The sequence below is a fragment of the Hydrotalea sp. AMD genome, from assembly GCF_004100315.1.
GTDB lineage: Bacteria > Bacteroidota > Bacteroidia > Chitinophagales > Chitinophagaceae > Hydrotalea > Hydrotalea flava.
The window spans coordinates 1-24,523 of the sequence record NZ_SCKY01000023.1; the positions used below are offsets into that span (position 1 = coordinate 1).

Annotated in this window: 19 protein-coding genes and 1 other RNA gene; 7 read left to right on the plus strand and 13 right to left on the minus strand. The window is 39.2% G+C overall.

Annotated features, from left to right (window positions below; all coding sequences use genetic code 11):
- Positions 1–214: 214 nt before the first annotated feature.
- Positions 215–706, plus strand: a complete 492-nt coding sequence (locus EO766_RS14650; protein WP_143439521.1) for a hypothetical protein — start codon at positions 215–217, stop codon at positions 704–706.
- 929 nt (positions 707–1,635) lie between these two features.
- Here the strand turns inward: EO766_RS14650 and EO766_RS14655 are convergent.
- The gene (locus EO766_RS14655; RefSeq protein ID WP_074420731.1) at positions 1,636–2,898 is read right to left on the minus strand and encodes an alpha-amylase family glycosyl hydrolase; all 1,263 of its coding nucleotides are present in this window, start codon (positions 2,896–2,898) and stop codon (positions 1,636–1,638) included.
- A 49-nt stretch (positions 2,899–2,947) separates the two neighbouring features.
- Here EO766_RS14655 and EO766_RS14660 point away from each other — a divergent pair, with 49 nt between their 5' ends.
- Positions 2,948–4,336, plus strand: a complete 1,389-nt coding sequence (locus EO766_RS14660) for an APC family permease (RefSeq protein ID WP_074420732.1) — start codon at positions 2,948–2,950, stop codon at positions 4,334–4,336.
- Here the strand turns inward: EO766_RS14660 and EO766_RS14665 are convergent.
- The 5 genes from EO766_RS14665 to EO766_RS14685 form a co-directional block, all read right to left on the minus strand.
- Positions 4,283–5,995, minus strand: coding sequence for a sodium:solute symporter family protein (locus tag EO766_RS14665; protein WP_074420733.1), 1,713 nt, complete (start codon positions 5,993–5,995; stop codon positions 4,283–4,285). The genes EO766_RS14660 and EO766_RS14665 overlap by 54 nt on opposite strands.
- Before the next feature lie 327 nt (positions 5,996–6,322).
- Positions 6,323–6,472: a hypothetical protein gene (locus tag EO766_RS14670; protein WP_179852374.1), complete on the minus strand. Its 150-nt coding sequence runs from the start codon at positions 6,470–6,472 to the stop codon at positions 6,323–6,325.
- Positions 6,472–9,012 (minus strand): PIG-L family deacetylase, encoded by a 2,541-nt coding sequence (locus EO766_RS14675; protein ID WP_074420495.1) that lies wholly within the window; start codon positions 9,010–9,012, stop codon positions 6,472–6,474. Before EO766_RS14675 ends, EO766_RS14670 begins: the two co-directional genes overlap by 1 nt.
- Positions 9,013–9,169: 157 nt before the next feature.
- Positions 9,170–9,502: an FAD-dependent oxidoreductase gene (locus EO766_RS14680; protein WP_074420496.1), complete on the minus strand. Its 333-nt coding sequence runs from the start codon at positions 9,500–9,502 to the stop codon at positions 9,170–9,172.
- Positions 9,460–10,161 (minus strand): FAD-dependent oxidoreductase, encoded by a 702-nt coding sequence (locus EO766_RS14685; RefSeq protein WP_074420497.1) that lies wholly within the window; start codon positions 10,159–10,161, stop codon positions 9,460–9,462. Before EO766_RS14685 ends, EO766_RS14680 begins: the two co-directional genes overlap by 43 nt.
- A gap of 443 nt (positions 10,162–10,604) precedes the next feature.
- Between EO766_RS14685 and EO766_RS14690 the strand changes: the two genes are divergently transcribed.
- Positions 10,605–11,666: a Gfo/Idh/MocA family oxidoreductase gene (locus tag EO766_RS14690; RefSeq protein WP_074420498.1), complete on the plus strand. Its 1,062-nt coding sequence runs from the start codon at positions 10,605–10,607 to the stop codon at positions 11,664–11,666.
- Here the strand turns inward: EO766_RS14690 and EO766_RS14695 are convergent.
- The 3 genes from EO766_RS14695 to ffs all read right to left on the minus strand — a co-directional run bounded on the left by EO766_RS14695 (position 11,660) and on the right by ffs (position 13,352).
- On the minus strand, positions 11,660–12,451 hold the full coding sequence (locus EO766_RS14695; RefSeq protein WP_074420734.1) for a M90 family metallopeptidase: 792 nt from the start codon (positions 12,449–12,451) through the stop codon (positions 11,660–11,662). The genes EO766_RS14690 and EO766_RS14695 overlap by 7 nt on opposite strands.
- Positions 12,452–12,530: 79 nt before the next feature.
- Complete coding sequence (fsa, locus tag EO766_RS14700) at positions 12,531–13,181, minus strand: fructose-6-phosphate aldolase (protein WP_074420432.1); 651 nt, start codon at positions 13,179–13,181, stop codon at positions 12,531–12,533.
- Between the two features lie 71 nt (positions 13,182–13,252).
- Positions 13,253–13,352: signal recognition particle sRNA small type (gene ffs / locus EO766_RS14705), an RNA gene on the minus strand.
- Between the two features lie 255 nt (positions 13,353–13,607).
- On the opposite strand from ffs, the gene EO766_RS14710 reads away from it, so the two are divergent.
- A complete protein-coding gene (locus EO766_RS14710; RefSeq protein WP_143439523.1) occupies positions 13,608–15,293 on the plus strand; it encodes a glycosyltransferase family 39 protein in 1,686 nt (561 codons plus the stop codon).
- 27 nt (positions 15,294–15,320) lie between these two features.
- On the opposite strand, the gene EO766_RS14715 is transcribed toward EO766_RS14710, so the two are convergent.
- On the minus strand, positions 15,321–16,595 hold the full coding sequence (locus EO766_RS14715; RefSeq protein WP_074420434.1) for a type IX secretion system plug protein: 1,275 nt from the start codon (positions 16,593–16,595) through the stop codon (positions 15,321–15,323).
- A gap of 85 nt (positions 16,596–16,680) precedes the next feature.
- Between EO766_RS14715 and EO766_RS14720 the strand changes: the two genes are divergently transcribed.
- Complete coding sequence (locus EO766_RS14720) at positions 16,681–17,937, plus strand: ABC transporter permease (RefSeq protein WP_287101457.1); 1,257 nt, start codon at positions 16,681–16,683, stop codon at positions 17,935–17,937.
- On the opposite strand, the gene EO766_RS14725 is transcribed toward EO766_RS14720, so the two are convergent.
- A complete protein-coding gene (locus EO766_RS14725) occupies positions 17,924–18,652 on the minus strand; it encodes a TrmH family RNA methyltransferase (protein WP_074420435.1) in 729 nt (242 codons plus the stop codon). The two genes, EO766_RS14720 and EO766_RS14725, sit on opposite strands and share 14 nt — an antisense overlap.
- A gap of 4 nt (positions 18,653–18,656) precedes the next feature.
- Between EO766_RS14725 and EO766_RS14730 the strand changes: the two genes are divergently transcribed.
- Positions 18,657–21,077: a BamA/TamA family outer membrane protein gene (locus EO766_RS14730; RefSeq protein WP_074420735.1), complete on the plus strand. Its 2,421-nt coding sequence runs from the start codon at positions 18,657–18,659 to the stop codon at positions 21,075–21,077.
- Between the two features lie 137 nt (positions 21,078–21,214).
- On the opposite strand, the gene truB is transcribed toward EO766_RS14730, so the two are convergent.
- The gene (gene truB / locus EO766_RS14735) at positions 21,215–21,928 is read right to left on the minus strand and encodes a tRNA pseudouridine(55) synthase TruB (protein WP_287101460.1); all 714 of its coding nucleotides are present in this window, start codon (positions 21,926–21,928) and stop codon (positions 21,215–21,217) included.
- A gap of 138 nt (positions 21,929–22,066) precedes the next feature.
- Positions 22,067–23,545 (minus strand): proline--tRNA ligase, encoded by a 1,479-nt coding sequence (gene proS / locus EO766_RS14740; RefSeq protein ID WP_074420736.1) that lies wholly within the window; start codon positions 23,543–23,545, stop codon positions 22,067–22,069.
- 173 nt (positions 23,546–23,718) lie between these two features.
- On the opposite strand from proS, the gene EO766_RS14745 reads away from it, so the two are divergent.
- A complete protein-coding gene (locus EO766_RS14745; RefSeq protein WP_074420737.1) occupies positions 23,719–24,501 on the plus strand; it encodes a hypothetical protein in 783 nt (260 codons plus the stop codon).
- Positions 24,502–24,523: the final 22 nt, after the last annotated feature.

The following is a 24,523-nucleotide window of genomic DNA, read 5'->3' on the forward strand; positions in this document are numbered from 1 at the left end:
GAACTGTTTGCCCCGATAAAAGCGTTAATGTCGTCCAATGGCAAGTCAAGAGATTGAATTGAACGATAATTTTCAATGATTAGTCTTTGTAACATATGGTGGGGTTGTCTGTAGCTTGCGTGCAACGAGCAGGGCTTGCTGCTGTGGCGGAATTTGGAATACTTCCGCTTGGAACTAAAGTTAAATATTTATTCAAAAGCTAAAATAAAAACAAATGCAAAATAGTAATTCGTCTGCTGGAACTGCTGCTGATAGTAGCACACAGCCCATTGTTAATTCGTCTGCCGATATAGAAGCAAACCCAATGTTAGCGGCTGGCACATCGTCTAAGGCTATGATTTTAGTCAAAGAAAACGATGTGTATAAACGTGAAAGAGTTGTACAATTTACCAATAATGAAACTATCACTTTTAAACAGCCTGAACCAAAAGTTTACAACAAACACGAAAGCGACTGGTATATGCAAGTTGCTCTTGAAAAATCCGATTTGGTAAAAGAAGAAAGGCACTTACTTACTTATGAACTGCTTGTTTCTTATCGCTGGGCAATTCGTGAAGGCTACAACCACCAATTAGACACTGCACTTAGAAACAGTTACGATTACCCCCGAAATAGAAATAATGTAAAAGGTATTCGTTCTTACATTGAAAGGATAAAAAAAGCGTCTGATGCTGAAATGGAAGCTGTCCGCAGTGCTTGCCGCTAACGCGTAAATTTATGTTATAATCCGTTACTTTCCTAAAAAAACACACCTTGATAGCCAACTACTTAACATTATACAATTTCAATTTTCGTTAGGACAATCCACTCGGCTCTTTTTGTAAAACAACTTTTTATTGTTTATCGCTATTACTCCTTATAGATTGCTTAAAATCAATGCTTTACTGTTATCAAAACCAAATTGTCGCCCCCGCACAGCGGTTTTACCATTCTATGCTTTCTTTCTTCATCAAATCATCCAATGGGCTACTAATGTTTACCAAATGTAGTTTGCTTATGTGTAAATACCGTTCCGTTGTCTTTATGTTAAAATGCCCCAACAAATCCATTAACGCTTCATCTCAAAATATAATTCATCCAACAGGTTATTATACTACTTATTTTTCGGGTGCTATAATGCTTCTGCGAAATACATATACATTTTTAAACGCTTTCGTAAAGCCAACCCTACCCTTTTCGTTTTTTTTCAACGCCTGGTTAACATACCTACAGCTTCGCCTCCCTCACCCACAATCAGAACTACTTCCCTATCTCTCCGGGTAATGTATGGTACAATTATACCAATATTTATAAAAATAAATATATGCACTTTTAAAACATCATCCAAATTTTATATTTAAAATATTACCTGCCACTTCCATTCCATTTTATACTGTACTGAATGGTGGGGCCAATTTTAAACCAATTAAAAACCGCTTTCTCTAAGGCAGGTTTAATGCTATCAGTTCATTATGATACAATTTAAAACTACCAAATATTAAAATACTGCCATATCGTCAGCAGAGCTACCTCTGATCTGATAGCAGACTGATTCGAGACTGATTCGACTCAACAGCGTTAAAAACAGAAATAGCATCGAACCAGTATCTAAGTAGGTGCATGGCTAATTGATGCCATTTATGCAGTAAAATAAAATTATTGGGTTTTGTGGTAAACCAGGAATTCATACCCCTGTAATTCAAAATCTATTTTGCCTGAAAAGGTGAACTGCAGGCCGGAAAAGGGATTGGTAAATGCACCGTTTAACCATTCATGCTGTACCGAAAATTTTTGTTTGTCATCCCCACTCAGGTTTAACAATACCAGCAATGCTTCATTATGCCAATGGCGCATGAATGCCATAATGTTATTGCCACTTACGGGCAAAATAAAGGTTTCACCTTTCATGATAAGATCGGTTTGCCGCAAGCCGCATAATTGGGTATAAAAATCTTCCAAACCCAATGGTTGTTGCCATTCAATTAAATCTTTATCAAAAAATGAAATTCGCTTTTTATTCGGACTTTCCTGGCCACTGTATATCAATGAGAGCCCCCTCCACAAAAAACTATGTACGGCCAACGGCAGGGCGGCACCGCCATATTTTTCGTATTCCGTTCCATTCCAGCTGTTTTCATCATGATTGGATGTAAAAAACAACTTATAACTATCTGCGGGATATTGTGAATAATCGTGCAGGGTATTGTATAAATTATTGATGCCGGCTGTACCTTTGGCATAGGCTTCGGTTTGGTGCATCCATTGCCAGGCATAGCTTACATCAAATGCATCGTGGTATTGTACATTTTCGGTTTCGGCCAGCCAAAACATAGGCTTAACGGCATCGCATTGCTGCCGGGCTTCCATCCAAAAATCTAAAGGCACTAAATGGGCCATATCACATCGAAACCCATCAATATTTGCAGTGTGCATCCAAAACTGCATGGCGGCTATCATGGCTTTGCGCATTTCGTTTTGTGTATAATCTAAATCAATCACATCTTTCCAGCCATTTTTTTCGGTAAAATTTCCTGAAGCATCTTTCACATACCAGTCGGGGTGCTCTTTTGTCCAGTGATGATCCCATCCGGTATGGTTGGCTACCCAATCTATTATCACTTTTAAACCCAATGCCTGTGCTTGTTGTACCAAGGCTTTAAAATCATCAAGGGTGCCAAATTCAGGATTTATATCCGTATAACTGCTGCAGGCATAATAACTGCCCAGCGTTCCTAATCTGTGCACCTTACCAATGGGTGTAATGGGCATAAACCAGAGTATACGTACTCCCATTTGTTTTAAACGGGGTAAATGTTTTGCAAATGCTTGAAAGGTTCCTTCCGGTGTGTATTGTCGAATATTCACTTCGTAAATAACGGCTCCGTTAGCCCAGTATACCATTGGAAAATGATTGGCCATAACTGCTGTATGTTTACAACAAAGAAAAGCCTTATTTTGTAAATTGAAGATGAACAAACCAAAACTAGACAGAAAGATTAGTTTATTACAGGCTACCGCTATTAACATGACAGATATGGTGGGCATTGGCCCCTTTGTGGTGTTGAGTGTGGTAGCAGAAAGCATGAACGGCCCCTGGTATTTATATGCCTGGATTGCCGGTGCCTTGTTATCGGTAATTGATGCCAATGTATGGAGCCAGTTAGGTGCCACATTTCCATTGGCAGGCGGTAGCTATAATTTTTTAAAAGAAGGTTATGGCCCCCGGTGGGGGAAGTTGATGAGTTTTTTGTTTGTATGGCAAACCATGATTCAAGCCCCATTGGTAATAGCATCGGCGGCAATTGGTTTTGCACAATATGCTTCCTTTTTGGTTCCCTATAGTACCCCGGTTTCAAAATGTATTAGCGGTTCGGTGGTTATTGCTATTGTGTTTCTGTTGTACAGGAAAATTGATGCCATTGGAAAAATCAGTGTGTTTTTGTGGACGGGGGTATTGTTTACCATGGGCTGGATTATTAGCGGAGGTATGTTGCATGGGCATTTTATGCAACCCATACTACACATCAACGATGGATTGACGATTAATCATGCATTTGCTGCCACATTAGGCTTTGCGAGTGTAAAAACCATATACAGTTACTTAGGTTATTACAACGTTTGCCATTTGGGGGGCGAAATTATGCACCCTAAAAAAAATATACCCCGCAGCATGTTTATTTCCATTGGGGGTATTGCCGTGTTGTATTTGCTAATGAATGTAAGCATTGCCAGTGTGTTACCGCTGCACACCATTCAACACAGCCAGTTTGTGGTAAGTACTTTTATTGAACAGATAGCAGGTCCTTCTGCCGCTAATGTGGCTACGTTGTTAATTTTGTGGGTGGCTTTTGCCTCGGTTTTTTCTGCCACACTGGGTTATAGCCGTATACCCTATGCCGCGGCTGCCGATGGGGCTTTCTTTTCGGCATTTGCCAAACTACACCCTACTAAACATTTTCCTTATGTATCATTATTGGTATTAGGCGGTACTGCCTTTGTGTTTAGTTTGTTGTTTAAATTACGTGATATAATTGATGCCATTCTGGCTATGCGTATTTTAATTCAGTTTATTGGTCAAGCATTGGGCTTAATTTTATTGGTGAAAAGAAAAGGCCGGAAGTACTTTGCCTGGCACATGCCCTTGTACCCTATACCGGTATTGCTGGCTATAGCCATGTGGTTCTATATTTTTATTTCAACCGGCTATACCATGATGCTGGGCGGAATAACGGTAACCCTATTGGGTATTATTGCCTATCTGCTAAAAGCAAAACGTAATAAAGAATGGCCCTTTGTGAAAGGATTAGTTGTTGGGAAGCAAAATTTGGATGAGCCGACTGATGATGGCAACGAGTAAAGTACCAATTACATTGAGCCATAAAAAACTAACCCCTATAATATTGTATTTGTTTAATATAAACACCAGTATTACAACGAGTTCACTTACAATGGCCGCCCAGAAAACAGCATTCCCTTTTACTGATTTCATATAAAACGCTACTAAAAATATACCGAGTATCACTCCATAAAAAAGTGATCCCAAAACATTTACTGCTTCAATAAGACTGCCCATGCCAATCACAAACTCTGCTACAACTACACAGAAAATACCCCATGCAAGGGTATAAAATTTTGAGATTTTATAATTATTAAGTGCTTCATCATAAGAAACGGGTAAATCTTCTTTCTTTTTTTGAAAACGCAAATGAAAATCAATAACTGAAGTAGCAGCCAATGAATTCAGTGCTGCTGCAGTTGACCCCCAGGCTGCTAAAAAAATAATGGCAATGAGTAATCCTACTAATCCATGCGGTAAATAGTCTACAACAAAGCGCAGAAAAATATAATTGGTATCATTGGTATCGCCGGTAATACCTGCTTTTTGAAACAAACCCTGATAACTGGTTTTGAGTTGTTGCGAATGTACATTCAGTTCCTGCAATTTTGCTCTTGCCTTATTGGGTTCAGTATTCCATGTTTTAAGAGCCACCTGCTTTTCGGCATTTATCTGGTTGTATTGTTGTTCTAACGATATGGCATTGTGTTTCTGGCTGCTGCTCAGTAACTGTTCATGCACCACATTGTTAAAAAAAATGGGCTGGTCACTAAACTGATAAAAGGTAAACAATAAAGCGCCAATGAGTAAAATACCAAATTGCATAGGCACTTTTACCAATCCATTTAACAACAAACCCATTTTGCTTTCTTTATCGTTTTTGGCGGTAAGATAACGGCCTACCTGACTTTGGTCGGTACCAAAATAGGAAAGCGCCAGGAAGAAACCGCCAATAATACCGCTCAGCAAATTATATTTGTCTTTCCAGTCGAACCCATTTTTAGTAAACCCCGTGGTAATTACATTTAATTTACCATTACTGCCGCTAATTTTTAAAGCATCCATAAAGCCAAAGCCGTTGGGCAATAAATGTACAATCATAAAAGCAGCAATAGCCATTCCTGCAAATATGATAATGAGCTGTAATTGCTGGGTATAGGCTACTGCTTTTGCCCCGCCACTTACGGTGTAAATAATCAACAGTCCGCCCATAATGATATTGGTGATATAAATATTCCAGCCAAACAATGAAGACAGAATAATGGCGGGTGCATAAATACTGATACCGGTTGAAAGACCACGTGATAAGAGGAATAAAAAAGAAGTAATGGAGCGGGTTTTAATATCGAAACGATGCTCTAAAAACTCATACGCCGTAAAAACTTTTAAACGGCTGAACAAGGGTACAAAGCTGATGCAGATAATGACCATGGCAATAGGTAAACCAAAATAATACTGCACAAAGCGCATACCGTCAGTAAATGCCTGACCTGGGGCCGATAAAAAAGTGATGGCACTGGCCTGCGTACCCATTACACTTAACAATACCAAATACCAAGGCATGGAACGATTGGAGAGAAAATAGCCTTCCAGGTTCTTTTCTGTTTGGCTCTTGTATAGCCCATAAGCAATGATGCCTACCAATATGAGCGTAAGAACAATCCAGTCAATTTGGTTCATGAAAAATATTGTGTAAACCAGGTAAAAAATATAATTTCTGCAATCAACACTACAATTACCAACAGGTACCATTTATTCCAACCGGAGAGAACAATTATTTTATTGTTTTGTGGCATTTGATTAATTTTTTTCTGAACCCTCATAAATGAACCGGTAATAACAAACTAAACAGCCTTTAAAAAGTAATTGAATCTTTAATGCAATCATCATATTCACTTCAGTATCATTCCTTTCGCAGTTTAGCTAATTATTCTCATATCATCAAGTCTTGTAACGGAAATACTGCTGCATTTTTGCTAAAGTTTTATTAAAGCTGTTTATACACTGCTATTTCCCATTTACCAAACTGCCTGCAAACAAACCCAAAGCCAACCCAATAACCAAACCGATTTTTACATTTTTAATTAAAAAACCTAAGGCAATACCAATAATCAATACCGTAAAAAAACCTATTTTTTTTCTGGGGTGCATCTGCATTATTCGTGTTTAGGTAAAGCAATTAAATTTGCCAATAATTTATAAGCACCTGGCACACCGGCAGGTAATTGCCGAAACAATACCAAACTTACATACGCTACATTTCCCTTTCCATACGGTGCAATGATTAAACTGCCGGAGGAAGCAGGTTCATCGGTATCGTGCATACTCAGCGGGGCTTCAAAATGGGTATCGTTGGTTTGTGCCTGATAGGTGCTGCGTTCCTGTACCCATCCGTCAAAATCCTTTTCAGTAATCTTGTTGGGATAATTTAAAACGGAGTGCTGTGGCAGCAAAAAATGTACGGGTGTATTTTCTTCCGTAACACGCGGACTACCATTGACTAAGAACTTATATGGACCTGCCTGAACCGGTTTGTTGTTGATAAAATTACTTTTAAAATATTGGATAATGAAGTTACCGCCATTGTAAATGTACCTGTTAAAAATATCATTCTTAGTGGTTAGAAATTCGTGAATATTGTACGCACGAATACCGATTACAACGGCATCAAATTGACGTAACTTTTCATCAGTAATATCCTGCTCCTGTAACAACTGCACCGAATAACCCAATTGTTGAATGGCATCGGGTACTTTATCGCCGGCACCGGCTATATAAGCAATCCGCTTACCTACTACTTTTATCGGTTTGGTAATTACATTTACGCTATCCGTATAAAAATAATGAATGGTGGGTATATGATTATAAGCAATCTTCTTCACATTCAAATCATAAGTTTCATTTTTACCTTGTATGGGTATGGTAACAGAAGGGTGAATAACGGGTATTTTTTGCGCATCAAAAGTACCGGCCAACGGTACAGACCAGGCGTAATTTTTTCCGGTTTCAAAATTTAGAACAGTATCTTTCGTATAAATAACGGTATTGCCTTGTTGCAATCGATATTGCACCGGAACATTTGGAGCAGCGTAATTGGCTTGTATCTGCAAGTTTAAAGCAGGCTGATCAACAGGCTTACCCTGTCTTTCCACATCACTCAATACTACATTTGGTTGTAAACTTACCGCAACAGGCGATGTAACCACAAAAGGCTGGTATACTTCTCCTTTTACCGGGTCTAAGTATTTGTACTGTACGGCCTTTTGAATAGTAAATTGAACATCATCAATTGAAAAAGTAAATGCAACTGCATAAGCAGGCAGACTTTCGGGTCGGCCAATTAAGGTTTGATCGGTTACAGTAAACATACCCACATTTTCCATGGGATGCACCAACCAATAAGGTTGTGAAACCGGCTGATGCAACGCTACCAGAAATTTTCGTTCAAAAGCAATATTATCATTTACAGGTAACAATTGAGCAATAGCCGTATCAAACAAAACCTGTTGCCTGCTCATTAAGGTTAACTTTTTCAGTTGTAAAGCAGCTGGTAATCGTTTGTTCACAAAAAACTGTAACTGCATGTGCTGCCCTTCTACTGCATATTCATTGCTACTGGTAGCTTCTGCCATCAATCCACTGCAATCCACAATCAGGTTTATCACTTCTTTCAGCTTCTCTTTGGTCCAGTTGTTTTGTTCGGGCAATTGTTGAATGGAATGGTACAGCCCTACCAGGGCAGGTAAAGAATATTCAGGATGTTGAATATTGTATTGTTGAATCAATTGATTTACTTTCGGAATAATGGCGGCACCGCCTTTGATGCGGCTCCAGGTAATATTAATGCCATCCATCAAAGTACTATCGGGCGGGGTACCACCGGTAGTGGTAAAATATTCGGTAATACTACCTTCCCTCCTGGGCCTGCCTTCACCCTGGCTTTTGTGCATGCTTCTGGCTTCGCCTCCAATTTCTCCATAACTTTCGCCCAACAACGCATTATAGCCGCCTACTTCAATTTTTAACTGGTCGTTGGAGGTGGTATTAATGCTGCCAAAGTTGTAGGTATTCCATAAAATACGTTTGGCTTGCCAAGGCTTTACGCCATATTTAAATTGTTCAGGAAATTTAGTAGAATCGGCGGCGGCAGTATATGCTTCATTGGCCAAAATAGCAGAAGCCCAGTGATGGCCATGTCCTGCTCTTTTATCACGTGGAAAACGGGTAATGATTACATCGGGCTGGTATTTGCGAATTACCCAAACAATATCGGCCAATACTTTTTCTTTATCCCAAATATGCAATGCCTCTGTGGCACTTTTGCTAAATCCAAATTCAAATGCCCGGCTAAAATACTGGCCACTTCCATCTATTCTCCTGGCAGCCAGCAATTCTTCCGTTCTAATCAGTCCCAATTCAAAACCCTGTTCATCTCCAATTAAATTTTGACCGCCATCTCCTCTGGTTAAACTCAGGTAAGCTGTTTTATACAAAGCTCCTTTTGCCAGATAAGGCAACAGGGTATTGTTTTCATCATCAGGATGTGCAGCCACATATAATACACTACCCAGCACATTTAATTTTTTCATCTGCAAAAAAATAGTTGCACTGTTTGCAATGGGCGGATTTTGTGCCAACACAGTTTTACTGCATAACAGGCCTGCAGCCCAACAAAAAAAGAATACTAATTTTCGCATATTTTTTTTCTATAAAAAATTTTACAAATATGTTTAATGTAACAGATACAATACAATTGATAAGCTGATGTGCTCTATAATAATACGAAGATAAATGAACCATTTAAAAACTGACTGCATGAGGTGATGAATGGCTGGTTAACTGCTTAAAATACCGTTAAGATGTTTTATTGATAGCTCCTATCCGATTTGCTACATTGGCTGCACATAAGCCACTCTCTTCGGCATCATCCATATAACCGCCATAGTTTTGTGCTGTTTCAGTACCTGCCCACCAAAGTTTGTTGCCCAGATAACCTTTTGTAAACAATGCATCTCCGTTATTTTGATGCGGTGATAGTGTCAATTGTTTTTCATCCATACCAATCGTTTCATTCAACCAAACGGCATCCCAATACTGCAGATAATGGGCCGCCTGTTCGCCAAAATATTGCACCAATTGCCGGGTTACCATTGCTTTTCTGGTTTCAAATGATTGTGAGCGCAACATGGGCAATAAAAAACCTTTTCAGTGCAAAAGTTGTTGGGTTGCATCGGTATGATCATAGATTTCGGTGGCAGTACCTTTGTCGCTAAATAGGGTACTGACAGGTTTGTTTTGCTTCCAAAAAGGTTGTTCATATTCAACGGCAAAATTAATAGCCAGGTTTGGGTATGGTGTATCACCTGCAATAATCCGGCAAGTAATTGCAGCTCAAATACCATGGTTTGCGCAGCTAATTGCGGCTGAATGGCCAAAATAATACCGGCAGTCTGGTTTAGTGTTCCATTGGTAGCAGTTAATTCCAAACCATCACCTTTATCTGTAATACTTTGTATGGTGGTTGCCGTGTGTATATGATGACTGCCAATAGCATCCGCCAGTGTACGGATTAACGCGCTGCTGCCGCCTGCAATGCGAAAATACGGATCGGCCTGTTGTGGCAGGGCATATAGCCCTATCTCGCCCTGTGCCTCTATCATGGCATAACCACCCTGCCATTGATGAAAACGGTCAATTTTCAATTCCTGCATCAATTGTTGCAGATATTGATGTTGCGGTCCAAACCAGGTAGCACCCATTTCCATGGGCGTATCTTTTGTACCCAAATGTGTCTGGATTCTGCCTCCCAAATTGGGCTGTGCTTCTACCACCAGCAACCAGCACATCTGCCCCTAATTGTTGTAAACGCCAAGCAGCTACCAATCCGTTTAAACCTTCGCCTATAATGATATTGCATTCATGCAGCACTTTTCTCTTTTTAACATTGCTGCATCCATTGTACTACCACTTGTAATGCATACAAGCTATTGATTTCATGGCCACTTTTAACAAATTCACCCATGCCATCCAATCGATACATCATACGATCTATTTTAAATAAAAAAAGCATCAACAAATAAAACCTCCATTTCGTTGTAAAAAATATTTTAATTTTTGTTTAATACATTACAATTTTTTAAAAACAAATGTAATCAAACACCCTGCATGCATATATAATAGTTATTTATAACGAGTTGAAAAAATCATCCTGCAAACCACTAAAAAAAATTGTAGCTTCGGGCAGTTGATTAAATATGCACATTAATTAAAATATTAAATCATTGAACTGATGAATGCACCGATTAAAACTGCGCTGCTTTCTTTTGGCATGAGTGGAAAAGTATTTCATGCACCCTTTATTGATGCGCATCCAGGTTATATTTTAGTGGGTGCCTGGGAAAGAACTAAAAAGCAAATTCAACAAATTTATCCCTATGCCAAAAGTTACAATACATTAGAAGAACTGCTGGCAGATGATATTGACTTGGTAATAGTGAATACACCCAATGATACGCACTATGAATATACCCGGCAGGCTTTATTGGCAGGAAAAAATGTAGTATTAGAAAAACCCATTACTGTAACTACTGAAGAAGCCAATGCCCTAAAATCATTGGCTTTGCAACAGAGTAAAATAATTTGTCCGTACCAAAACCGTCGCTACAACAGCGATTATTTAACTACCAAACGCATCATTGATTCTGGGGTATTGGGTACAATAGTGGAAGCTGAATTTCGGTTTGACCGATATGCACCTCACTTAAGTTCAAAAGCACATAAGGAAACCGGCAAGCCAGGCACCGGTGTTTTGTATGATTTAGGTTCGCATTTAATTGACCAGGCTTTGCAATTATTTGGTAAACCCGAGGCTTTGTTTGCAGATATTACTGTTACCCGGCCAGGCTCTATGATTGATGATTATTTTGAATTGCTATTGTATTACAAAAATTGCAGGGTACGTTTAAAAAGCGGCTATTTTGTGCGGGAACCCCTACCGGGTTACATTGTATTTGGAACAGCCGGTAGTTTTTTAAAATCGAAGGCAGATGTGCAGGAAAATCATTTAATAGAAGGCAAAAAACCAACCACGCCCAATTGGGGTATTGAACCCGAAGCTGAACAGGGTTTATTGCATACAGCAATAGACGGAAAAATAATACGGGAAAATGTACCTACCGAAAAAGGTGATTATATGGGTTATTTTGAGGCGTTGTATCAGGCATTAGTGAATCAGCAACCCCTGCCCGTTACCATTGATGAAAGCACAGCTGTAATTGCTATTATTGAAAAAGCTTTTGAAAGTAACCAAAAGGGATGCAAAGTAATGCTGAGCTATATTGAGCATCATTGATCAGATGTTTGAAGTAGTTGAGCAGGATTTTGACGAAATGTTTTTTCTAACAATGCATACAATTGCGGATGATGCTGTTGTAACAAATGCGGCTGAGAAAAAAAATATTCACTCACCACCGCTAAAAATTCGGCGGGATTAGTGGTACCATAAATATTGATATCGCTCTGTCCGGCCTGCATTTCCTGAATGGTTTGGTGCATTAACTGCACCCAGGGTAATATATAGGGTTTTTCCAATAAATTTTCAGGAATACCATCGGTAGCACCATCGGCTTTGTCTAATAAATGTACAAATTCATGAATGGCGGTATTACTTTTCGAGTGTTCATTCATAAAACCTTCTCTAAGCGCTTTTTGCGATAAAATCATCATTTGGTTTAAGGTGCCTGTACCTACCATTCCCAATACATCTCGGTTCATACCTTCTATCTGAAAGGTTTTTTCTTCAAAAGCATTGGGATACAATAAAATGTGTTTTAAGTTATAATAGTGCCAGTTGGGGAAGCCCCAGATGGGTATAATGGCGCTGCTGGCAATAAGTATTTTATCCAAATCGGTGAGCGTAGTTTTTACAGGATGTATCTGTACATATTGCAAAAAATCCATTACCCTTTTCTCAAATAATTTTTGTTCTGCCTCACTCAAATGCCGGTAAAAATGAAGGTGTTGCAATAGCAATTGTTGCCAGGATACCGGCATCGGTTTTGATTTTTTTTGTTTGGGCCAAAATATAAGAATAGCCACCAATGCAATTGAAACCACCAATAACATCCAACCTGTCATGTCATCTCTGTTTTAAATGTTAAAAAAAATCTACACAGTTTATATGTAGATTTTTTTAAAAGAATGAATGTGATTGTATTTACATTTTTTTGGCATCTTCTAAAAACTTAGCCAATCCTATATCGGTTAAAGGGTGTTTCAATAAACCGAGGATAGAATCTAATGGACAAGTGCAAACATCGGCACCGGCTTCGGCACATTTTACAATATGCAATGAGCTACGGATGGAGGCTGCCAATATTTCTGTTTCAAAACCCTGTAAGGAATAGATATGCGCAATTTGTGCAATCAGTTCTACCCCATCCCAATTGGTATCGTCAATACGCCCAATAAAGGGTGATACATATTTGGCGCCTGCTTTAGCCGCTAAAATAGCCTGACCAGCAGAAAATACCAAAGTACAGTTGGTTTTAATACCATTATCGGTAAACCATTTAATGGCTTTTACGCCATCTTTAATCATGGGAACTTTTACTACAATATTGGGGTGGATGGCTGCTAATTTTTTACCTTCAGCAATAATACCATCAAAATCAGTTGAGAAAACTTCTGCACTAATATCGCCATCTACCATTTCACAAATGGTTTTGTAATGGTTAATTATAGCATCGTTGCCTTTTACACCTTCTTTTGCCATTAAAGAGGGATTGGTGGTAACACCATCTAAAATACCTAAATCGTTTGCTTCTTTAATTTGAGCAAGATTAGCGGTATCAATAAAAAATTTCATGATGAATTATATTTAAAACGTGAACAATAGACGGAAGAATAATTGCTTTTACGAAAGCATTGAGCATAATAAAAAGGCAGGCTACTCACATCGCACCGCTACAACCGCTTATCCTTGCTGCATTCCTGCCCTGGGGAGGTTCAGCAGGAGCTGGTCGTGTAAGACCTGCCGGCTGCAAATGTAAGGCAACTAATTAAATTTTTAAACTTCATTTTTAAGAACTGCTGTTAACAGCCCACCAACCGGTTAGCTACCTAAGCAGAATGTATGCTTTCTTTTTGCAATGGATATAGGTAGAAAAAAACTGGATACCATCTAATAAAAATAGTAATTTTGCACCTGTTGTTATTTACCCTATTTACCAATGGTATACAACAACGCAACAACACCTGCATTCACCATTACCCGATAAAAAAACTATTTTTTTTGACCAGTTTTTTATTGTGTGTAATGGAGAAGAAACAAGTTTATGGGCTATTGGTTATTTGGTTGGTAATGAACCTGGTACAAGCCCGGTTTACCAATATTCAGGAAGATGAAACGTACTACTATTTGTACAGTTTACACTTAAGTTGGGGGTATTTTGACCATCCCCCTTTTGTAGCCTGGATAATTAGAATAGGTTCTTGGTTTTTTCATGATATTTTAAAAGTTCGTTTTGTTACTGTGGTACTTCAACCACTTACACTGGGGCTCATTTGGCATCAACTACGGTTTAAATCACCTGTATCACAACAACAAATTATATTCTTTTTTTTATCAGCCTTTGTAATGGTGATGTTTTCCGTGTATGGCTTTATTACTACACCCGATGCGCCATTACTATTTTTTACGGCTTTATTTTTCTTTGCCTATCAGCAATTTCTGCAAAAAACAGATACCGCTACTATACTTATCATGATTGTAAGTGTAACAGGTTTGTTATACAGCAAATACCAAGGCATATTGGTGGTATTTTTTACCGTTGCATCTAATAAAGCACTGTTCAAAAAACCGGCCTTTTACATAATAGCACTCAGTAGTTTGATACTTTTTTTACCACATGTCTATTGGCAATTTAGCCATCGGTTCCCTTCCTTACAATTTCATGCAGTAGACCGGGCAGAACCATTTAAATGGGCGTATTTTTTAGAATATGTTCCCAACCAAATGCTGGCCTTTAATCCCTTTATATGGATAGCTGCCGCATATATTTTGGTGAAGTATCGCTACCAAGACTATTATCAACGGGCATTGTATTATAATATAGCAGGTATTTTTATTGTTTTTTGGATAAGTACTTTTCGGGGGCATGCAGAACCGCACTGGACCATTGTAACCGCTGTACCTATGCTTATTGCAATAAATGAGCACCTGCATGAGCATACTGCCTTTTTTAAAAATATTCGAAAACTGCTGGCTTTTTCTGCCGTTTTAATTTTGATGCTGCGTGTGGCTTTAATTGCCGGTTGGGTACCGGAACAATTGGGCTTTTCAGCAAAACCGGCTTACTACCAATCTATTGCAAGGGCGGCTGCGCATCGGCCGGTTATTTTTGCCAACAATCATATTGAACCTGCATTATATACCTACTTTACCGGAGATACTGCTATTTCATTTCCCACTTTACAAAATCGGAAATCGCAGTTTGACATCTGGAATTTTCAATACAACTGGTTGGGTAAACCGGCTTTTTGTGTAGGTAATTATCAAGGGAAAGCAAGCACTTATTATGCCAATGGCAGCATATGGTATGGGTTTGGTACCGACTCCCTGTATATTACACAAGCCCTTCACTTCAACTATACCCTACCCCATACCCCTATTCATCAGGGCGATACTTTGCGCATCCCTTTTCTATTACAAAACAATGGGCTACAGCCATATTGTTTACAAAGCAGCGATTTTAGTACCGTATCTGGTATTGTACTGGTGAAAGCACAACAGTATATATTACTCCCTAATAACAATCCACTGCCCCAACAATGTATAGCTCCGCAAGCTTCTATGCAGGATACCATGTATATTGCCATACCGGCTTTGGCTAAAGGCAATTACCAATTAACCCTGTACACCGGCAATTGCCTGGGAAATACCCCCAATAGCAAAACCATGCCCGTTGTTATTGAATAATACCGACCGAGAGAGGATCGGATTGCCTTACTGTCGGTTAAATCTGGAATTTATGGTGGTAACACCTACTAATTCATCATATCGGTCATTTAAAGAACGGTAATACACAAAAATGGTATAATCGTTTTCCGTTTCCCAACTATTGCCATCGGTTAATTTTAATGACCCGGGGGCATTAGGATCATCGGTAGGTTGGGTAACATAGGTATAATTGTAATACCCTTGTTTTAAAAAAAGCGTTTTTTCATAAATACCCTTATCGGCATTGAATTGCATTTGGGCATTACGGGTTAAGCGATTACCCGTTAGTGCACCCAGAATGTATACGTTTTGTCCGGTAAAAGGATGATTGCCCGGCGGAACAAAACTAAAATGCACATAAGCATAATCGGTTTGCCACCAGGGATTCACCATTTCAGTGGTGCTGATCATATACCAGCCATTCATATCGTTCATCAATAAATAAGGCTGACCCGATAAATCGTAATCGTTTTTCAAATACACCTGATAGGGAAAAGTACCCTTATCAACAGCCGCTACCCGTTCACTCTGATAGCGAAAGCTTTCTAAATTAGCCCAACGATATTCTTTCCCGCCGGGAAAAATACAATCCTGCTCGGCATTGTATTGATAAATATTGTTATTAATAAAAATAGGCTGTATTCCTTTAATAGCATTATCCCAGCGATAGTTTTGCATAATTAGCACTTTTAATTGCTGTTGCGGATTTAAAATATTTAATTCGCGGGTATTGATGCTTAACTGTACTTTTTGATGTGTTAAAAATAACTGACTGGTAAAAGGCTGAGCAATATTGGCCAAAATATCAACCCGGTTATGTACTACAAAAAAACGGCGGGTAAATGCCAATTTAGAAGTATCGCCATCTAAAAACACTTTTAAAATATAATTACCGCTTACAGCCGGCATGGCATTGGCATCGGGTAATACCAACTGATAAGAAACGTATTGCTGTGGCGTAATGGAGGAAATGCGGTATTGGTTAATAGCCTGTTGCTGAAATCCTTTCAGATAATCAAATATACTTACATCAGCCGGTGTCCAGTCGGCATTACACAACACAAAAGTGTAATAAAAATTTTTGGGATAAGCTACCAAATCGTCAAAATACAATTCCAATAATTCACCGGAATTGAGGTGAATAACGGGCATGCTTTGCTGATTGTTTTGTTTGAAGAAAGATACATTGCCAATGGATGGCATATACACCGAATCAACATAGATTTGCGCCTGCAACGAAGTGCATAACAACATTACCACCAATAGCTGTAGCCATTTCATGTTTCAAACTTTTAATAAAAATACAATACTGCTGATTATTGCCATAATTTAATTGGTTTTGCTGATTGCCCCGCAGCACGTAGTTTTGAAACATTTTAAAACCGTTGCCTTGGATGTTGCTTTTTATATTGCCAGAAAAATAACTTTTAACCACGAAAAAACATTTTCGCGATTTATTATTCGTTTGGCCATAGTGGCTACTGCGGTAAGCGTTATGTCGATGATTGTTACCTTAGCCTTTGTAAATGGATTTCAGGAAACCATTTCTGAAAAGGTGTTCAGTTTCTGGGGACATATACGCGTACAACATTTTGAAGTAGATAAAGCCCTGGTAGCAGAAGAAACGCCCATTGAGCGCAATGATACTGTAGAATATATTCTGCACCACCAACAAGGTATTCAGCAGGTTCAGGTATATGCTACCAAAAGTGCCGTATTGGCTTATCACCGGGAAATTGAAGGCACTTTATTCAAAGGTATTAATGCAGGAGATGACAGTTCCCGGCTAAAACCGTTTTTACAAAAAGGAAGATGGCTGCAGTTTAATGACAGCAGCTATTCCAAAGAAATCATCATCTCAACAAATATTGCCAATAAACTCAATATTCAATTAGGCGATACCCTGCGTATTTTCTTTATTTCAACTGATGGCAGTGGCAATACCTACCGTAAACTGAAAGTTGTTGGCCTGTATAAAACAGGTATTGAAGAATATGATAAACTGTTTGCAATTGGTGATATACGCCTCATTCGCCGCATTAATAACTGGCCTGCCAATGCTATTGGAGGTTACGAGGTTTTTTTAAATAATTACAAGGACATGAATAGTGTGAACCAGGCATTACTGAATCAGCTTCCCAATGTCTGGAGCAGCAAAACCATTCAGGATGTATACCCGAATATCTTCGACTGGTTGAATATACAAGATGTAAACCGCAATGTAATTTTTATCGTAATGTCAATTGTAGCCATTATTAATTTGGTTACCTGCCTGCTCATTCTGGTATTAGAACGCACAAGAATGATTGGCATTCTGAAAGCCATTGGCGCCAACGATTGGCTGATACAAAAAATATTTCTGCTCTATGCCTGGTTTATTGCAGGTTTTGGTATTGGCATTGGCTTAATTGCAGGGCTGGGTATATGTTTGCTGCAACAATTTGCCGGATTTATTCACTTAGATGAAAGCAATTATTATGTATCAGTGGCGCCTGTTCATATTATTGGATGGCAGGTTGTATTAGTTTGTGTAGCTACTGCTTTGGTTTGTTTGTTGGCATTAATGGTGCCTACTGCACTGGTTAAAAAAATTCAACCGGTAAAAGCCATTACTTTCCGGTAAGATGCGATAGTAAAATACCCGCAGCTACTGCTGCATTTAACGACTCGGCCTGCCCTTTGCCGGGAATAGTAACGGGGTGTGTAATGGCAGATAATACCGCTTGCCGAATACCACTTCCCTCACTTCCAATGAGCAATACTGCATTGGGTAAAAAGGGCATTTGTTGTACCGGAACTCCATTCAATACAGCGCCAATAACGGGCACCTGCAGTTTTTCAAGCCAGGATGGCAAATGTGTATACCAATGGTTTACCCTTAAAAAACTACCCATGGTGCTTTGAATTACTTTGGGATTGTACCACTCCACCGTATCGGTGCTGCAAACAATATGCGCAACACCAAACCAGTCTGCTATTCGAATCATGGTACCCAGATTCCCCGGATCCTGAATGCCGTCTAACACAAGTACCAACCCCTGTGGTGTAGCAGTTACCGGCGTTTCAGCACGTTGTTGCACCACCAATACCACTTCGTTAGGTGTTTGCAGATTGCTGATTCTATCCAATTCGGCCTCCGATACAATGGTTACAGGCACTTGCACATCCCTCTGATGTGCCACCCAGTGTTCCGTTGCATAAATTTTTTTAATGGGATAATCGGATGCCAGTATTTCAGCAGCTATTTTGGTTCCTTCAGCTATAAATACACCTTCTTCTGTTCTTTGTTTTTTGTGGCACAAAGATTGAATATATTTGACCTCATTCCGACTAAGCATTGATATGAATTTTAAGCTACAGCAATTATTACGATATACCACCCTAATCCTGCTACTTCTATATTTAGCCGCCTGTTCTATTGTAAAAAATTACCCGATCAATAAACCTTTTGTTTTTGAAAACAGAATAGAACTATACGGAAAGGTGTCCAAAGATGAGAAAAAACGCTTAAAAAATGAATTAAGCAATTATTGGGATGATAGTTTACAGGCCCGTTACATCAGCGAAATTAAGCTTTCCTTCAAACAACCCATTATTAGCAAAGTATTGAAAAATCCACCTGTATTTGATTCCACCAACATTTCGCGTACCATTCGGTATATGAATGCCTATCTCAACTCGCAGGGGTTTTATTATGCACAATTTGCTGATTCAGTACCCAGGTTCGATACAGTAAAAAACCAGATACGTGCTACCATTATCATGAAAATTAATCTGGGTAAAAATATTACCATCGATTCTGTGCGCTATCATTTGCTGGATACAGCCATTCACCCTGTTGATTCCAGTTTACAAAAAATGGCATTGGCTGCCAGCGGAAAAACCTTATTAAAAAAAGGTACGCCTTATACCAAACAGGTAATTAGTAACGAATTAGACAGGCTGGCGCTTTTATTCAGAGATAGCGGGTATTATAAAATTTCAAAAGACGATTTTTATGCTGAAATTGATACCACCAATACTCAATTACTGCAATTGGCCTTCGATCCATTAACACAAGCCAAACTCATTGAAGAAGCCAATAAAGCCCGTTACGAAAATCCGAAATGGAATGTTGAAATTAAACAGCACCAGTTTAAGGACAGCAGTAAACTTACCCAATATTACATTCATCATATTTACTATTACCCTGAACTAAAAATTACTGACCAGCCAGATAGTGTTTTATTGCAAAAGAATTTAAAGCAATTCAATTACAAACACTTAACCATGGTGTATCAGGATGGTAAATTTATTTACAAACCCTTAATTGAACATACTTACTTAAAATACAATCAACCCTATAGTGAATCAAAATATTACAAATCCATCAACGATTTGGGCCATTTACCCGCCTGGCAACAGGTTGATGGTAAGGTAGTACCTTATGGAACAGATTCATTAGACCTGTATTTTTTTTTAACCCCTGCCCTGAAACAAAGCTATAGTGTAAATTTAGAAGGCAGCCGCAATACCGGCGATATTACCATTGGCAACCTGTTTGGTATTGCCACTAATTTTACTTACACCAACAGAAATTTATGGAAGCGGGCCATACAGTCTCTCACCAGTTTGCGCCTGGGTACAGAATTGAATATTGGCCAGGCACAAAACCCGGGGGTAACGGGTACGCCTTTGTTACAAACCTTTCAGGTCAGTTTAAGTCATACCTATAACTTTCCAAAACTCATTATCCCAAGGGTTATTGATTCAAAATTTTTCAGATCGGCCGATAATAAACGAACCTTACTTTCCGTTGCAGGCTCTTATACCGACCGGAGAGATTATTACCAGTTACGCTCTCTTACCACCAGTTGGGGGTATGAGTTCTCAAAAAATGCACGTAAATCCAATGCCGTCACCAGCGTTTCATTCAAGCCATTGAATGTGGAGTTATATAAAATTGATACCTTACCCGGATTAGATACCCTTTTCAAAAACAATCCATTTCTTCGAAATTCATTTCGCGATGGCAATGTAGCAGGCTCAGCCATATCAGCCATCCGAACATTCAACAGTCCGAGAGACCCTTCCAAAAGCCATTTTATCCGTTTGGGTATTGAAGAATCGGGTACATTAACATCGTTACTGAATATTTACACCGACCGAATATTCAAATACATTAAAACAGAAGGGGAATACCGTTATTTAAAAAAATACCACAAAACAGAACTGGCTACCCGCTTTTTTATCGGCGCCGCCTTTCCGAAGGCAGGCCAGAATATTCCGGTGTATAAACAATATTTCTTAGGAGGCCCCAACAGTATGCGGGCATGGAGTTTAAGAGAATTGGGCTTGGGTTCTTCCATATTAGTAGATACTATTTCAAATACCAACTACAAAGAACGCTTTGGCGACATGGCGCTGGAAGCCAATATAGAATACCGCTTTCCATTGTTTACATTTAGTGCATTCAAACTATCCAGCGCATTGTTTACCGATATGGGCAATGTATGGAGCCTTACCCCCAACCCTTCCGATCCCAATTCAGTTTTTGCCTTACAAAGATTAGGGAAAGATTTGGCTATAGGCGTGGGTACAGGCCTGCGTTTCGACTTCTCCTACTTCTTATTGCGCCTCGATTTTGGTTATAAATTAAAGGACCCGGCCCGGCAATACAATGATGGTTGGGCAGAGCTCAATAAACTAACCTGGACAGAAAACAGAGGCAATGCAGTCGTCAATAATTACGCCATACAATTCGGTATTGGGCTACCCTTCTAATAGCTGAATAAAGTTGATAATACCGGCTGCTAACCTTCGTGGCACCGCCTGTTGCGTCGCAATCACTTCATCGTTCCAAACATTGGGCAACAGGCAGTACGTTTTGAAAAGAAAATTTTTTTAAAAACCAACAATGGCTACCCGTTCGTATCTGTTTTTAAAATTTGTACAGATTGTTCAAATGCTTCAATTGTACTCGCATCTTTCAATTCAAAATTACCAATTGCAGTTCTGCACAAACTGCTTAAATAGCCACCAACGCCAAGTGCTGCTCCAAAATCGTTTGCAAGACTTCTAATATATGTTCCGGTTGAACAATGTACTTTAAAATGCACAACAGGCATTGCTACATTTGTTATTTCAAAAGAATGTATGGTTACCGGCCTTGCCGCTACTTCTACTTCAATTCCTTTGCGTGCAAAGAGGTACAAGGGTTTGCCATCTTTTTTTATAGCAGAATGTTGGGGTGGCATTTGCAGAATTGCACCGGTAAATAGTTTTGTAGCTTGTTCCAACATGGGTTCCGTAATATGATCAGTTGATGCAACAGGTTGCGGAGTGGTTTCCAAATCGTAAGAAGCAGTGGTGGCTCCCAGCGTAATAGAACCGGTGTACACTTTATCCATTCCCATAAAATCGTTAATCTTCCTGGTAAAAGCACCGGTACAAACAATCAATAAGCCGGTAGCCAGCGGATCTAAAGTACCGGCATGGCCAACTTTTGATATACCTGTGGTAATTCTGACTTTCTTCACCACATCAAATGAAGTCCAGTGCAACGGCTTATTCAACAACAACATTTTCCCATCTAAAAAAGGTTGCAAAGCAGGTATAACAGACTTTTGTTTCAATGATAAGAATTAAAAAAATGATACACACATGCTATTTGGTTCCCACACCATTAGCAGCATTTTTTGGGTACTTTCTTCAATCAAACTGCAGCAACCCTCTCAGCAAATAATGTGAATTGGTTTGCAGAGCATTGTTGATTAATAAGCCCGGGCAAACAATACACGTTGCACAGAGGGTTTTCCGGTTAGTATACATGCACCCGTTTCCTGTTGGTTATCGAGCGGAATACAACGAATGGTAGCTTTAGATAATTCTTTAATTTTATCTTCTGTTTCTGAAGTGCCATCCCAATGTGCTGCAACAAAACCACCTTTATTGTCTAATACTTCCATAAATTCATCCCAACTATTCACAGATGTTATATGTTCATTACGGTAAGCCAGTGCTTTCTGATAAATATTTGTTTGAATTGCATCCAATAATTGCTCAACAAAAACATCAATACCCTCCAATGAAACTGTTTCTTTGGTTTTGGCATCTCTTCGGGCCACTTCCACCACGTTATTTTCAATATCACGAATGCCCAAAGCCAACCGAACCGGCACACCCTGCATTTCATACTGTGCAAATTTCCAGCCCGGCCTTGTATTTTCATTATCATCAAATTTTACACTAATCCCTTTTTTCTTTAACTGTTGAACAATAGCCAAAGCTTTTTCGGCAATCATGGCTTTTTGTTCATCACCTTTATAAATGGGCACAATTACCACTTGCAGCGGTGCAATTCTAGGCGGCAATACTAATCCACCATCATCACTGTGTGCCATTACCAAAGCGCCAATTAAGCGGGTACTAACCCCCCAACTGGTAGCCCATACATAAGTTAACTTATTTTCTTTATCACTAAATTTTACATCAAATGCTTTGGCAAAGTTTTGCCCCAGAAAATGCGAAGTACCTGCTTGCAATGCCTTTCCATCCTGCATTAATGCTTCAATACAATACGTATCTACTGCACCGGCAAAACGTTCATTGGCGGTTTTTACTCCTTTAATAACAGGAACAGCCATCCAGTTTTCGGCAAAATCGGCATACACATCCAGCATCTTACGGGTTTCTTCCAATGCCTCTTCCTGTGTGGCATGTGCAGTATGCCCTTCTTGCCATAAAAATTCAGCAGTTCTTAAAAACAGGCGGGTACGCATTTCCCACCGAACCACATTAGCCCATTGGTTAATTAATAAAGGTAAATCGCGGTATGATTGTATCCAGTTTTTATAGGTATTCCAAATAATGGCTTCACTGGTAGGTCTTACTACCAATTCTTCTTCTAATTTAGCATCCGGATCAACCATTAATTTACCCGGCCTGTCAGGATCCGTTTTTAAGCGGTAATGGGTTACCACGGCACATTCTTTTGCAAATCCTTCCGCATTTTTTTCTTCCGCTTCAAATAAACTTTTGGGTACAAAAAGTGGGAAATAGGCGTTCACATGGCCGGTTTCTTTAAACATTGCATCGAGGGCATTACGCATATTTTCCCAAAGTGCATACCCATAGGGTTTTATAACCATACAGCCTCTAACTGCACTATAATCAGCCAAATTAGATTTAATGACCAAATCGTTGTACCATTGGGCGTAATCTTCAGCACGTGAGGTTAGTTCTTTCGCCATAACTTTTTGTGTCTTTTTTTGTTATTTACTTGAAGCCCGTAATTGACATATCGTTAACATAAAAATTAAGTTAATATTAATACAGGCAACATTTTTGATGTAATTTTAATTTGAAAAAAGAATGCAGCAAATGTATGTAACTTAGTATTACGAATTTTTTAAAACGCATGAATATGAAAACAACTTTTTTATTAACAATAGCTTTTGCAGCCCTGCTAAGCAGTTGCTCTACCGCTTATAAATCAACCCAAACACCAGATGATTTATATTATTCACCTGCTAATGGCAATGCATTTGTTAACCAAACCCGTCAGGAAGATCGTTATCAGGAGTTTCAAAATTATAATGACGACCGTTATTTAAGCATGAAAGTGCACAACTATTATTTGTGGGCACCTTTAGATGATTACAGTTATTGGTATGACAGCCGCTATAATTTTCCAATATACAATAACTGGGCTTATCTGGGATATAATGGCTGGAACCCTTATTGGAATATGTGGAGCCCTTATTACACCTCCGGTTATGGCATGATGCCATTTTATGGCTATGGTTATGGTTACGGATTGGGATATGGCTGGAACAGTTGGTACAATCCTGCTGCTACTTTAATTGGCTATAAAAGCCCATCCATCATCAGCAGATCTACATCAGGTAGTTATTTATCTGCCTACCTGAATAGAAATTACAATAATACCAATTATGTTCGCCAACTGAAAGAAGGCAGCAATATGTATGCGCCGGGTAACAGTTTTGGCAGTTTGGTGCGCCGGGTATTTTCTACTTCTCCCACAGGCAACAATAATATGCCCAATAACAATAGCTGGTACCGCCCCGCCCGAACTTTTAATACCAACGGTAATACCTTTACGCCCAGCAGTAATGCCGGTGGCAGAAGTGGCGGATTTAATAGTGCAGGCAGTAGTGCCTCCGGTAGCCGCGGACCCAGAAATTAATTTTAAAAAAGATTGAAACCTA